Annotated in this window: 12 protein-coding genes; 10 read left to right on the top strand and 2 right to left on the bottom strand. The window is 46.4% G+C overall.

The window, feature by feature from the left end; all coding sequences use genetic code 11:
- Positions 1-2 precede the first annotated feature (2 nt).
- The 9 genes from rpsM (at position 3) to hscA (ending at position 8168) form a co-directional block, all read left to right on the top strand.
- Positions 3-380 carry a 30S ribosomal protein S13 gene (rpsM, locus tag FVR03_RS04155; protein ID WP_147920506.1) on the top strand — a complete coding sequence of 126 codons (378 nt, stop codon included), beginning with the start codon at positions 3-5 and terminating at the stop codon, positions 378-380.
- Positions 381-389: 9 nt separating this feature from the next.
- Positions 390-782: a 30S ribosomal protein S11 gene (gene rpsK, locus FVR03_RS04160; protein WP_147920507.1), complete on the top strand. Its 393-nt coding sequence runs from the start codon at positions 390-392 to the stop codon at positions 780-782.
- 26 nt (positions 783-808) lie between these two features.
- Entirely contained in the window at positions 809-1414 is a 606-nt protein-coding gene (gene rpsD / locus FVR03_RS04165) for a 30S ribosomal protein S4 (RefSeq protein WP_147920508.1), read from the top strand.
- A 37-nt stretch (positions 1415-1451) separates the two neighbouring features.
- The gene (locus FVR03_RS04170) at positions 1452-2441 is read left to right on the top strand and encodes a DNA-directed RNA polymerase subunit alpha (RefSeq protein WP_147920509.1); all 990 of its coding nucleotides are present in this window, start codon (positions 1452-1454) and stop codon (positions 2439-2441) included.
- 72 nt (positions 2442-2513) lie between these two features.
- Positions 2514-3035 (top strand): 50S ribosomal protein L17, encoded by a 522-nt coding sequence (gene rplQ / locus FVR03_RS04175; protein ID WP_147920510.1) that lies wholly within the window; start codon positions 2514-2516, stop codon positions 3033-3035.
- Positions 3036-3110: 75 nt separating this feature from the next.
- Positions 3111-4217 (top strand): glutamine-hydrolyzing carbamoyl-phosphate synthase small subunit, encoded by a 1107-nt coding sequence (gene carA / locus FVR03_RS04180; RefSeq protein ID WP_147920511.1) that lies wholly within the window; start codon positions 3111-3113, stop codon positions 4215-4217.
- A 19-nt stretch (positions 4218-4236) separates the two neighbouring features.
- A complete protein-coding gene (gene eno, locus FVR03_RS04185) occupies positions 4237-5514 on the top strand; it encodes a phosphopyruvate hydratase (RefSeq protein WP_147920512.1) in 1278 nt (425 codons plus the stop codon).
- A 91-nt stretch (positions 5515-5605) separates the two neighbouring features.
- Complete coding sequence (locus FVR03_RS04190) at positions 5606-5905, top strand: FtsB family cell division protein (RefSeq protein WP_147920513.1); 300 nt, start codon at positions 5606-5608, stop codon at positions 5903-5905.
- Between the two features lie 400 nt (positions 5906-6305).
- On the top strand, positions 6306-8168 hold the full coding sequence (hscA, locus tag FVR03_RS04195) for a Fe-S protein assembly chaperone HscA (RefSeq protein ID WP_147920514.1): 1863 nt from the start codon (positions 6306-6308) through the stop codon (positions 8166-8168).
- A 468-nt stretch (positions 8169-8636) separates the two neighbouring features.
- Here hscA and FVR03_RS04200 read toward each other — a convergent pair whose 3' ends face one another.
- Positions 8637-8975, bottom strand: coding sequence for a hypothetical protein (locus tag FVR03_RS04200; protein ID WP_147920515.1), 339 nt, complete (start codon positions 8973-8975; stop codon positions 8637-8639).
- Positions 8976-8984: 9 nt separating this feature from the next.
- Positions 8985-10052, bottom strand: a complete 1068-nt coding sequence (locus FVR03_RS04205) for an Ldh family oxidoreductase (protein ID WP_147920516.1) — start codon at positions 10050-10052, stop codon at positions 8985-8987.
- A gap of 308 nt (positions 10053-10360) precedes the next feature.
- Here FVR03_RS04205 and FVR03_RS04210 point away from each other — a divergent pair, with 308 nt between their 5' ends.
- Positions 10361-12736, top strand: a complete 2376-nt coding sequence (locus FVR03_RS04210) for a hypothetical protein (RefSeq protein ID WP_255474049.1) — start codon at positions 10361-10363, stop codon at positions 12734-12736.
- The last annotated feature ends 22 nt before the right edge of the window (positions 12737-12758 follow it).

Consider the following 12758-nt stretch of genomic DNA (forward strand, 5'->3'; position numbering starts at 1 on the left):
GTATGGCTAGAATAGCAGGAGTAGATATTCCGGATAACAAAAGAGGCGAGATTTCATTGACTTATATTTTTGGTATAGGTCGTAAGTTGTCTCAGGCAATTCTTACTAAGGCCGGGGTGGATCTTGACAAAAAAGTAAAAGACTGGACTGAGGATGAAGCCAGCGAGATCAGAAATATTATAGCAGCAGAGCACAAAACTGAAGGTGTGCTTCGTTCTGAGGTGCAACTGCACATCAAGCGTCTGATGGATATTGGTTGTTACAGAGGTTTAAGACACCGTAAAGGTCTGCCTGTTCGCGGTCAGCGTACCAAGAACAACACCAGAACTAGAAAAGGTAAGCGTAAGACAGTTGCTAACAAGAAGAAAGCTTCTAAATAATATTTGATCATGGCTCAGAAAAGAAAAGATAAAGCTAAGAAACGTGTAGTAGTTGTTGAATCAACTGGCCAGGTACACATTAAAGCTTCTTTTAACAATATCATTATCTCAATAACCAATAATGCAGGACAAGTAATATCTTGGGCTTCTGCTGGTAAAATGGGTTTTAAAGGTTCTAAAAAGAACACTCCTTACGCTGCACAAATGGCAGCTTCAGATTGCGCTAAAGTTGCCCATGATTTGGGTATGCGCAAAGCTGAAGTTTTTGTTAAAGGACCTGGTGCAGGTAGAGAGTCCGCTATCCGTACTGTGCAAAATGCAGGTATTGAAGTAACAACTATTAAAGATGTTACGCCTTTACCACACAACGGATGTCGTCCTCCAAAACGCAGAAGAGTTTAATTTATCTCATTACGATTTAATTAATTATGGCAAGATATACTGGTCCTAAAAGCAAAATCTCCCGAAAATTCAATGAGGAGATTTTTGGCCCAAGCAAAGCACTTAAGAAAAAAAGCTACCCTCCTGGCCAACATGGTCGCGGACGTCGCAAAAAGCAATCTGAGTATGCTGTACAGTTAGCAGAGAAGCAGAAAGCTAAATATATATATGGGATGCTTGAAAAACAGTTTGCTAACTTGTTTGACAAAGCTCATAGAAAAGGTGGCATCACTGGTGAAAACTTATTGATCTTACTTGAATCAAGGTTAGATAACACTGTTTACCGTTTCGGTATTGCTCCAACAAGGCGTTCTGCCCGTCAGCTTGTATTGCACAAGCACATTACAGTAAACGGTGAAATTGTAAACATTCCATCTTATAGTTTAAAAGTTGGTGATGTAGTAGCTGTAAGAGAGAAATCTAAGTCTCTTGAGGCAATTACTACCAGCCTTACAGTACGTAATGCACGTGCATTTAGCTGGTTAGAATGGGACGGTGCACAAATGGCTGGAAAGTTTGTGACTGCTCCTCAGCGTGATCAAATCCCTGAGAAAATTCAGGAACAGCTGATTGTCGAGCTTTACTCTAAGTAAGCAGCTTAATCAATTTTTAACCTTTAACACTGCAAGTATGTCAATATTAGCATTTCAAATGCCAGAGAAAGTTGTAATGGAAAAAGCCGACGACTTTCATGGTTTATTTGAATTCAAGCCGCTTGAAAAAGGTTACGGTGTAACCATCGGTAATGCTTTGCGAAGAATCCTGCTCTCTTCCTTAGAAGGGTATGCAGTTACGAGCATCCGCATACCTGGTGTACTGCATGAGTTCTCTTCTGTTGAAGGCGTTGTTGAGGATGTATCTGACATCATCCTTAATATGAAAATGGTTCGCTTCAAGAAAGTAGGCGAAATAGTAGACGATAAAATTACTATAACCATTAGTGGCAAAGACACTTTCACAGCTGGTGATATCGATAAGTTCTCTACCAGCTTTGAAGTTCTTAATCCTGAGCTTGTAATTTGCAATCTCGATAAAAACATGACCTTAGAGGTTGAGCTTACTATTCAGAAAGGACGTGGTTACGTACCTGCTGATGAGAACAAGCCAGCTGATCAGGTTTTCGGATTAATTGCCATTGACGCTATTTTTACTCCTATTAAGAACGTCAAGTTCAGCGTTGAGAATACGCGTGTGGAGCAGAAAACTGACTACGAAAAACTCGTGCTCGATATCCAGACTGATGGATCTATTCATCCGGAAGATGCATTAAAAGGCGCTGCGAACATTTTGATCCAGCACTTCATGCTCTTCTCTGATAATACAATGACATTCGAGACTGCCAAACCTGAGGAAGAAGAGGTAGTTGATGAAGAACTGCTGCATATGCGCAAAGTTCTTAAAACTTCTCTTCAGGATATGGATTTGTCTGTTAGAGCTTACAACTGCCTGAAAGCTGCGGATATCAAAACCCTCGGTGATCTGGTAACGCTTGATATCTCTGACATGATGAAATTCCGTAACTTTGGTAAGAAGTCATTAACTGAATTAGAGAACCTTGTTCAGGAGAAGGGCTTGACTTTTGGAATGGACCTTTCTAAGTACAAATTAGACGAAGATTAATAATCATACGGCATAATTCCCGATCCCTTTATGTAGGTCGATCGACGGTATGCCCGTGCACAACTTATAACAATGAGACACGGTAAAAAAATAAATCACTTAGGAAGAACCGCTTCACACCGTAAGGCAATGTTGTCTAATATGGCAGCCTCCCTTATTCTGCACAAGCGTGTATCTACTACAGTAGCTAAAGCCAAGGCGCTTCGTAAATATGTGGAGCCTTTGCTTACTAAATCTAAAAACGATACCACTCACTCTCGTAGAACTGTTTTTGCTTACCTGCAAGACAAAGAGTCGGTGAAAGAACTTTTTGATATAGTAGCTGAGAAAATTGCAACCAGACCTGGTGGGTATACCCGCATCCTTAAAACAGGCTACAGATTAGGTGATAATGCAGAAATGTGTGTGATCGAATTAGTAGACTTCAACGAGGATATGTTAGCTGCTTCTGCTGCAGCTGCTGGTGGAGCCAAGAAAACTCGTCGTCGTGGTGGTAAGAAAAAAGAGGCTGATGCAACAGCGCCTGCTGCTGACGCTACTTCTACACCAGAAGTTGATTCTCCTACTACTGATGAAACTAAAAATGCTGAATAAGCATTTTTATAAATAATTTGAAAGGGACACGGCGTAAGTCGTGTCCCTTTTTTATTTTTGCATTAAATATTTAAGATGAAGAAACAAACAACCACCGATGCAATTCTTCTTTTAGAAGACGGAACCGTATTTAACGGCAAAAGCCTGGGACTTATAGGAACAACTGGAGGCGAGTTGTGCTTTAATACCGGAATGACCGGTTATCAGGAAATTTTCACTGACCCCTCTTATTATGGGCAAATAGTTATCACCACGGTTTCGCATGTGGGTAATTATGGTGTTCAACCGCAGGAAGTGGAATCTGATAATATTCAAATCAAAGGTCTCGTCTGCAAAGATTTTTCTCACTTCTTTTCGCGCAATACCGCTGAAGGCTCCTTGCAAGAGTATTTTGAAAAGGCTGGTATAGTTGGTATTTGCGAAATTGATACACGGGCACTTGTGCGGTACATTCGTGACAAGGGGGCGATGAACGCCATTATTTCTTCCGACACCACCGATATAGAAGTTCTGAAAGAAAAGCTTTCGGCGGTGCCTAATATGGAGGGTTTGGAGCTTTCGTCTCATGTAAGTACTACTGAGAATTATGAGATGAAGCCTGAGAATGCAAAATATAGAGTTGCGGTTCTGGACTTAGGTATAAAAAAGAATATTATTAATAACTTAGTATCTCGGGGCTGTGAGATAAAGGTTTTCCCTTACAACACGCCTTTCGACGAAATGGAAAAGTGGAATCCGGATGGTTATTTTATTTCAAACGGCCCCGGTGATCCTGCTGCTACCACAGAAGCTGTCTTGAGTGTAAAGCGTATGCTACAGGACGAGAAACCTTTATTCGGGATTTGTTTAGGACACCAGGTACTGGCGCAGGCAAACGATATTCCGACTTACAAAATGCATAATGGGCACCGTGGTCTTAACCACCCGGTCAAAAACCTGATTACAGGCCGTTGTGAAGTTACTTCTCAGAACCACGGGTTTGTGGTAGATGGCGAGGCGCTTAAAAACCACCCGCTGGTAGAAGTTACGCATATCAACCTGAATGATAATACCATCGAGGGTATCCGTATGAAAGGCAAACCTGCCTTTTCGGTGCAGTATCACCCTGAGTCATCTCCTGGTCCGCACGACTCAGAATATCTTTTCGATGACTTTGTTGAATTACTCAAACAAAATAAGTAAAACTAAAACAACGTAAACCATGAGCTTAATCACTGACATCAAAGCGAGACAGATATTTGATTCAAGAGGTAATCCTACGGTAGAAGTAGATGTAATAACAGAAACAGGTGCGCTCGGGCGTGCCGCTGTTCCTTCTGGTGCATCTACGGGCGTGCACGAAGCCGTTGAGCTTCGCGACAACGACAAAAGCAAGTACATGGGCAAAGGTGTGCTGCAGGCTGTTAAGAATGTAAACGATAAAATTGCCGAAGAACTTGTAGGATTCTCAGTATATGAGCAAAACCTGCTCGACAAGATCATGATCGAGCTGGATGGTACTGCCAACAAAGGTAATTTAGGTGCTAATGCTATTTTAGGTGTTTCGCTTGCGGCTGCACGTGCTGCTGCGCAAGAGCTTAACATGCCGCTGTACCGTTATGTAGGTGGTGTTAATGCCAACACCCTTCCTGTACCGATGATGAACATCCTGAATGGCGGTAGCCACGCAGACAACTCGATCGATTTCCAGGAATTCATGATCATGCCTGTGGGGGCTCCTTCTTTCTCCGAAGCACTTCGTATGGGCACAGAGGTATTCCATCACCTTAAAAACGTATTGAAGAAGCAAGGGCTTTCTACAAACGTAGGAGACGAAGGTGGTTTTGCACCTAACATTGCTTCTAATGAAGATGCCATTAAAGTAGTTATCCAGGCAATTGAGACTGCTGGTTATAAGCCAGGAGACGATTTCATGATTGCCATGGATGCTGCCAGCTCTGAGTTCTACAACGCTGAAACAGGCCATTACCACTTTAAGAAATCTACAGGCGATAAGCTTACTTCTTCTGAAATGGTGAGCTTCTGGGCCGATTGGGTGAAGAAATACCCGATTATCTCGATAGAAGACGGTATGGCAGAAGACGACTGGGCAGGCTGGAAAGAGCAGACAGAAGCCATCGGTGATAAGTGCCAGCTGGTAGGCGACGACCTTTTTGTAACAAACGTTACGCGTCTGCAGCAAGGTATCGATCAGAAAATTGCCAACTCTATTCTGATTAAAGTTAATCAGATCGGTTCGCTTACCGAAACCATAAACGCCATTAACCTGGGTGTGCGCCATGGTTACAAGAGCGTAATGAGCCACCGTTCCGGCGAAACAGAAGACAATACCATTGCTGACTTAGCTGTGGCACTGAACACTGGTCAGATCAAAACCGGTTCAGCTTCCCGTTCAGACAGAATGGCGAAATACAACCAATTGCTTCGCATTGAGGAAGAACTGGGCGAAAATGCTTATTTCCCTGGAAAGAAGTTCTAAGCGCTACTTCTTAAAAATAAATATGGGTAAGGCTGTGGGTTATATAACGCACAGCCTTATTTTTGTATAAGTATCAACTGAAGAGCGAGCTATGAAGAGGCACATCCCAAAATTTTTCCGGAATTTCTATTTTGTAACCACGGCACTGTTTCTGATTTGGATGTTCTTTTTTGATTCAAACGATTTTATTACCCAGTACCGCATGAGCAAACAGCTGAGCGAGAAAGAGGAGGAGAAGCAGTATTACCTCGATAAAATAGAAGAGGTTGAAAAAGACCGGCGGGAGCTTATGAGCAATCCGGAGCTGCTCGAAAAATTTGCCCGCGAAAATTACCTGATGAAGCGCCCAGGTGAAGACGTGTTTATTATTGTGCCTAAGAAAAAGGAGTAGCATCCTAAGCCAACCCTGGACAGTTTTAACTCCAAATCCCTTTGGAAGGCCATTTTCATTTGAATAATTTGGTTGCTGATGATTGGTAGCTTATAGTTTGCAAGTAATATTGTTATCCTGAAGCGGGCAAAATGTTGATGGAGAGAACTAAACGTTTTCAACCTGGCAATCCTGATGCAGCCACCCATCTACCCTTGGATACCCAGACGCTAAAATGTTTTGGAAGGCTGTTTTCATTAGAAGAATTTAAAGTTCGCAAGTTCTATTACCTATCAGCTGGTGTGGGGAAGTCCCATATTTCTGGCAGTAATCCTACCCAATACCACTTCCCAAATTATTCGTAACTTTATGCCTTAGCACTGCTGCTTTTATAGCGGCGGTTAACGATATATTCAAAACTATGGCAAAAGTAGCAATAAACCTTTCTACAGGAGCGCTTCAGCAGGAAGAGGTAATTGTAGGAATAGATTTAGGTACCACCAACAGCCTGGTAGCCTACATACATCCCGAAGATAAAAAAGCAATCGCCATTAACGACCAGGGCCGTGGTACCATCGTGCCATCGGTAGTGCACTTCCCGAAAAGCGGAGAGGTGTTAGTGGGCAACGAGGCAAAAGATTATCTTATAACAGATCCGGCCAACACTATTTATTCCGTAAAGCGTTTGCTCGGAAAATCGTACAAAGACCTTGGGGAGCACAAAAACTACTTCGGCTACAAAATTATCGACGACGATAGCGAGGGCCTGGTAAAGATCAGGGTAGGAGACAGGTTCTATTCACCGATAGAGCTTTCGGCTGAAATACTGAAAGAGCTGCGCGAGCGGGCGGAGCATTCGCTTAAAACCCCTGTAAACCGTGCCGTAATTACGGTGCCTGCTTATTTTAACGACTCGCAGCGCCAGGCAACCCGCGATGCCGGCAAGCTGGCAGGCCTGGAGGTACTGCGCATCGTAAATGAGCCCACAGCGGCGGCACTGGCCTACGGCATCGGCATAGACCCAACCGAAGAAAAGACAATAGCAGTGTACGACCTTGGAGGCGGCACCTTCGATATCTCCATTCTTAGCATTCATCAGGGCATTTTTGAAGTGCTCTCCACCCACGGCGACACCTACCTGGGCGGCGACGACATGGATCGCGCCATTATAAACCACTGGATTCAGGAAAACCAGTTGCTGGCCGATACCGTGAATGAAGACAAGAACCTCTCGCAGGAGCTGCGCCTGAAAGCCGAAGAAGCCAAAAAAGCCCTAAGCTCGCAGGAGGTATACATTGGTACCATTGCAGGCAAGATCAATTGCCATCTGGAGCGCCACACCTTCGAGACGATGATTGCTCCCATTATAGCGCGTACCATCGAGAGTTGCCGCCAGGCTATGGCCGATGCAAAGCTAACGCTGGAGCAGATAAACGCCGTGATTATGGTTGGAGGCTCTACGCGTGTGCCGCTGGTGTACGAGTCGGTTTCTGAGTTTTTCGGTAAGGCTGCCAACAACTCCCTAAACCCCGATGAAGTTGTAGCACTTGGAGCAGCCATACAAGCCGATATTCTGGCTGGTAACCGCAAAGATGTTCTGCTGCTCGACGTTACACCTTTAACCCTCGGCATCGAGACTATGGGTGGCCTCATGGATTCCATCATTCCGCGTAATTCTAAAATACCCACCAAAGCAGGCCGCCAATACACTACTTCTATAGATGGGCAGGTGAACATGAAAATTTCGGTGTACCAGGGCGAACGCGACCTGGTAAAGGAAAACCGTAAACTGGCCGAGTTCGACCTGAAAGGTATACCCGCCATGCCCGCTGGTTTCCCTAAGGTAGATGTAAACTTTATTCTGAATGCAGATGGTATTCTGAAAGTAGAAGCAGTAGAGCTACGGTCTGGTACACGGCAGGAAGTAGAGGTGAAACCGCAGTACGGCCTCACCGATGAGCAGGTAGAGCAGATGCTGATGGACTCCATTACCCACGCCCGCGACGACGTATCGGCACGTATGGTAATAGAGGCACGCACAACAGCCGAGCAGATGCTGTACCAGGTGGAGCGGTTCCTGGAGAAAAATGGCGAGCACCTGACAGAAGAGGAAATCAGCCTGACCAGAACCAACGTGCAGAACTTAAGAGACGCGCTCCCTACAAACGACAAAGACACCATTTTACGCGCCGTAGATGTGCTGGAAGAGCAGACAAGCCCGTTTGCAGAACGCGTAATGCAAATCTCCATTAAAAAAGCAATGGCAGGTAAAAAAATTGAATAGCATTTACTGAAGTTGTAGTGCCGCCACACAGGCAGCAGAAAACGAAATGCAGTAAAAAGAGATCAGCCCTGCTCGGTACATCCAGGCAGGGCTGATCTCTTTTTACTGTTCCTGACAAATTATGCGAATGAAAATGGCCTTCAGAAGGATTTTAGCCAGAAAATAGTCAAGGGTAGCTGCTGCTTTACTGGGCGTAGACCAAAACTTAATGCTTCGCCAAATGAAAATTAGAAATTGGAGATTAGAAATTATGCTGGCGAGAGCGGCTTCGCTCGTGCCGATTATTCCTTGGCCTCTGGCCGCTTTAAAGCACTATTGCAGGTAGCGTAATTTCTAAAACTTAAATTGGAGTATCACTAGGCTCAGTGGGAGGAGGCACTCTGGTAATTCATTTCCAAATCTTCACATCTTCAAATTTCCAAATTTCCAAATTAATTAAAAAGCAGGGCAGCAATTTAAGCATTAAACTCAAAACAGCGCCAGCACATACTGCAGGAGGTTCACGTTAAAGTACAGAAGCGTGATGGCTACAATAACGCCTACCAGCACACCTGAATACGGAGCATCCTGCTCGCGCACCTGTTTCAGGCCCCAGTACACATAGGCAACCAGCGCCATAGCACCGTATACCAACAATAAAATTTGCACCCCCACCAGTACCTGCAGCGAGGCAATGCGCCAGAAATAATTAATGCCCAGCCAGGCGACGTTCAGGAGCCATACCAGCACGAGCATAAAAATGCTGCGATTTGTTGAATTTAGCCCGAGCCCGCGCAGGAGTTTAGCTGTTGTTGTGCCTGTTGCCATCCGTGTAGCTTAAAATTGCACACTGAACCTTTTCCCCAGTTCTTCCAGGTCGCGCTGCACAGGGGCCAGTAATGGTATACCTTTTTTCAGGCGAGTAGCTGTAATTTCGCGTTCCGGGTCGCCTGGTATCAAAACTGCTTTCTGGCCCTTTTTCACTTTGGCGTTCCGGAAAGTGGCGATCCAGTTATCCATGTGCTGCTTAAATTCGTCGGCAGGCCGGAAAGCATCTACCCGCATAGCACCCATAAAATGGCCTATTCCTTCCCCAACCAGGTTTTCTGCCACTGGCAGGAAGCTTACAAATGGCGGCACCCATGGCCCATAATTCGCCCCCGATAAAACTGCCGAAAATATATCGACCACCGACGACAAGGCGTAACCCTTGTGGCTGCCATGTAGCCTGTCGCTGCCGAGCGGTAATAGGGCGCCACCTTCCTTTAAAGCGTGTGCGTCTCTGGTGCCTTCTCCTGTGCTCGTCTGAATCCAGCCGGTAGGCGCTTTCTTTTCTTTGCGTTGCAAAATCTCGAGTTTACCATTAGCGGCCGCTGCTGTGGCAAGGTCGGCAACAAACGGTGGTTGATGCCCTGTAGGTATGGCCACGGCAATAGGGTTCGTACCCAGCATGCGTTCCGTAGAAAAAGTAGGTGCCACCAGCGGCGAGGCATTTGTCATCGATATGCCAATCATATCGCGGGCAAGGGCCTGCATGGCGTGGTAGCCGGCAATGCCGTAGTGGTTCGAGTTCTTAACCGATACCCAGCCAGTACCTACACGTTCTGCTTTTGCAATGGCAATGTCCATGGCACGCGGGGCCACTACCAGCCCAAGTCCTGCATCGCCATCTATGGTGGCAGTGCTTGGCGTTTCATGTACAATCCGGATGTTAGGCTTTACATTAATGCGGCCAGCCTCCCACAACCTTACATAGCCGCTGAGTCGTGCTACGCCATGTGAGTCAACGCCTCTCAGGTCAGCCTCTAATAGCACTTCGGTGGCTAGTTTTGCATCATCAGGCGGGCAGCCCATCTTTATAAATACTTCCTGAGTAAAATCGAATAATTGTCGGTATGAAAACATAGAGCGTAAATCGGTGTATTTCGGTTTGCAAATTAAGAATTATTCCCACCCATTCTGCAGGTGCAGCAAGATCTTCGGGTTAGTCGATGGAAATTGCCTGTTCCTCTAATAATATCTGCTTTCTACTATGCTTTTAAAGAAGGCGTCGAATCTGGAACAGATTTTGTCTTTGGCTACATACTTTAAGTTCAAAAACTAAATGGCCGGTACGGGAGGAATTATTTAAATGAAAATGCCCTCCAAAAGCTATTAGCCCATTTTACGGTCAAGGCTTGAGTATGGCAGATTTACCTTCAAACTCCACTACCATGAAACAAATACTACTCCTGACCTGGCTATTTCTGGTTGCACTGCTGGTGCAGGCACAGACCAAACTGGCCTTCGATGAAACATTGCCGGAAGCCTACCTCATTAAGAAAGGAACCACCGGCATTCCAAGCCAGCAAAACATCAATAGCATTATCAGCCTTCTGCAAGGCAATGTAACCACCCAAACCGGCGGCAGGCCAAACCGCTCGCCAGAGTTTGTGGTGCGCTTCGTGCAGCAGGCACGCATTTCGCAACAGGGCGATAAGCTACAGCTAAAGGTGGTGCTCAATAAGTTTTCTGTAACGGGAGATATACTTTACAAAGGGTTCGATCTGGAAGAAGTGCTGCATCCTGAAAAACTTAGCTATAACATAAAGCTGCTGCAGGGGCAACAGGTGCTGAAAACGTACAGCGAAAGTGCGAGCCTGAACAAAAAGGAAGTTGTGCTGCTCGATGTAATGGTTCCGGATACCATAGCAGATGGCAACTACAAACTGGTGGTAGAAGGAAAGGAATTGCACTACACTGGCTCCAACCTGATGCGTGTGCAGGAGCGGCTAAACCTGATTAACGAGTATTATACCGCAGACGTGACCATCAGTGCTGCTATTCAAAACCTGGGTCGTATTCAGCCAAACGATGTGGACCGCATTATGCACCACGACCGCAACCTGAAGGAGGTAGAGCAGACATTTGCGAAGCTGAAGGCAGCTCCGTTTTACAAAGACCTCATCCTGAAAAAGAACGATCCGCAACGCCTGGGCTCCCGCCTGAACCAGCTGGAGCGACAGATGCAGGACTTCAGGAAAGCCGTCGCCTTTGCCATCGCTACCCTGGATGAGCAATTCTATAACCGTGGCGTAAGCTTCCTGAGCACCGGCAACAGAAGAGCCGCGCAGGAGTATTTTCTGAAGTCGGTAGAGGTAAACCCCAAATTCGCACCTTCGCACCTGGAGCTGGCACGCATCGATTTCCTGAATGGATACTTGCCAGAAGCTACCGTCAGAACCAAGGACCTGCTCACGCAGATGCGCATCGATCCTCAGACACAGCAACTGGCGCTAGGCCTGGCCCACGACATCTACAGCACCTACATAAACGAAGGCAACCACCTCACCAGCCGTGGCGATTACCGGAATGCCATGGCTGCTTATGCTAATGCCCGGGCCATGTGCAGCACCATAGGAGGCCTGCGCTGCAATTTGCCTGCCCTTAACGATGGCGAAGGACGCGCCGTGTATGGTGCTTACAGAAATATAGTAGACGAAGGCAGGCGCTTATTGGCCGGTAACAACCTGGTTGCAGCAGAACGTGTGGCAGGGGAAGCTATGGCTTTTCAGCGACAGTACGACTTTGTGCTGCACGATGCACAGGAGGCACTGGAGTTGCAAAGTCAGGTAAAGTATCAGTACTACGTGCTCTACATCGATAAAGGCAAAACCTACCTGAAAGAGCGCAACTTTGGTAATGCCCTGAGCCAGTTCGAAGAGGCACTGGCAATGGAGCAGCGCTTTAGCTTTCAGCGGGTGCAGGAGTTGGGGCAGCTGGCACAGCAGGCGGCCAAACCGGTGCTATTGGCAAACCTGAACCAAGGCTATGAGCAGGCTGTGAACAACAGGCTGGGAGATGCCCGCGCTGTAGCCTCAGCTGCCGTTGCCATGCAGGCACGCTACGCCCTGGAGCACGATGCAGAAGTACAGAATAAGTACAAGCAGCTCCGCGACCGTATTTCTACACAAGAGTGCATAAACAGCCAGACAGCTTATGATGGGCACATACAGCGGGCAAAAGAACTGGTGCGCGATAGAAAATATCTGGCAGCCGACCAGGCTTATGTAGCAGCTCTTAAAGCTGCCGAAGGAAACCTGTCGTGTGGCATCGCTTCGTACTCAGCAAAAGATGGCCGCGAAGAAATTGCGGCAGCCGTTCGGTATCAGCAGATGCAGGAAGATATTAACCGTTTTGTAGCCAGCAGCAGGTACACAGAAGCTATTCAGCGTTACAATGACGCCGAGAAATTTTACCTGGCAAACGAGATAAAGCGTTTCGGCTTAAACCATACCTCGTTGCTCAGCTTTGCCCGCAACAGCACCAAGCAACCGTTCACAGCTTCTGTTGCAAATTATTTCGCTGCTAAGGGAGAGGAGGCCGTAAGTATTCAGTTACTGACATCGCTCCTGGACAAAGGCTACGGCAAAGGCAAAACCAAAAAGCTGCAGCAGCAACTCGGCCTGCAGTTAGCTCAGAAAGACGTGCAACTAAGTGTGCAGGAAAACACCAAACTGGCTGCAGCTCAACATACTCAAAACCACAAAAAGCTGAACCACCTCAGCAAAGCCTACGAAAAGGAGCGGAAGCGGCTGGCGAAGGGTTGAATTTTGAGTGAATGAATGAGTA

The organism is Pontibacter qinzhouensis, from assembly GCF_008017455.1.
GTDB classification, from domain to species: domain Bacteria; phylum Bacteroidota; class Bacteroidia; order Cytophagales; family Hymenobacteraceae; genus Pontibacter; species Pontibacter qinzhouensis.

Coding starts and splice junctions, on each gene's coding strand:
- carA (WP_147920511.1), top strand. CDS start 3,111: ATGAAGAAACAAACAACCACCGATGCAATTCTTCTTTTAGAAGACGGA.
- FVR03_RS04200 (WP_147920515.1), bottom strand. CDS start 8,975: ATGGCAACAGGCACAACAACAGCTAAACTCCTGCGCGGGCTCGGGCTA.
- rpsM (WP_147920506.1), top strand. CDS start 3: ATGGCTAGAATAGCAGGAGTAGATATTCCGGATAACAAAAGAGGCGAG.
- hscA (WP_147920514.1), top strand. CDS start 6,306: ATGGCAAAAGTAGCAATAAACCTTTCTACAGGAGCGCTTCAGCAGGAA.
- FVR03_RS04190 (WP_147920513.1), top strand. CDS start 5,606: ATGAAGAGGCACATCCCAAAATTTTTCCGGAATTTCTATTTTGTAACC.
- rpsK (WP_147920507.1), top strand. CDS start 390: ATGGCTCAGAAAAGAAAAGATAAAGCTAAGAAACGTGTAGTAGTTGTT.
- eno (WP_147920512.1), top strand. CDS start 4,237: ATGAGCTTAATCACTGACATCAAAGCGAGACAGATATTTGATTCAAGA.
- FVR03_RS04170 (WP_147920509.1), top strand. CDS start 1,452: ATGTCAATATTAGCATTTCAAATGCCAGAGAAAGTTGTAATGGAAAAA.
- FVR03_RS04210 (WP_255474049.1), top strand. CDS start 10,361: ATGAAACAAATACTACTCCTGACCTGGCTATTTCTGGTTGCACTGCTG.
- FVR03_RS04205 (WP_147920516.1), bottom strand. CDS start 10,052: ATGTTTTCATACCGACAATTATTCGATTTTACTCAGGAAGTATTTATA.
- rplQ (WP_147920510.1), top strand. CDS start 2,514: ATGAGACACGGTAAAAAAATAAATCACTTAGGAAGAACCGCTTCACAC.
- rpsD (WP_147920508.1), top strand. CDS start 809: ATGGCAAGATATACTGGTCCTAAAAGCAAAATCTCCCGAAAATTCAAT.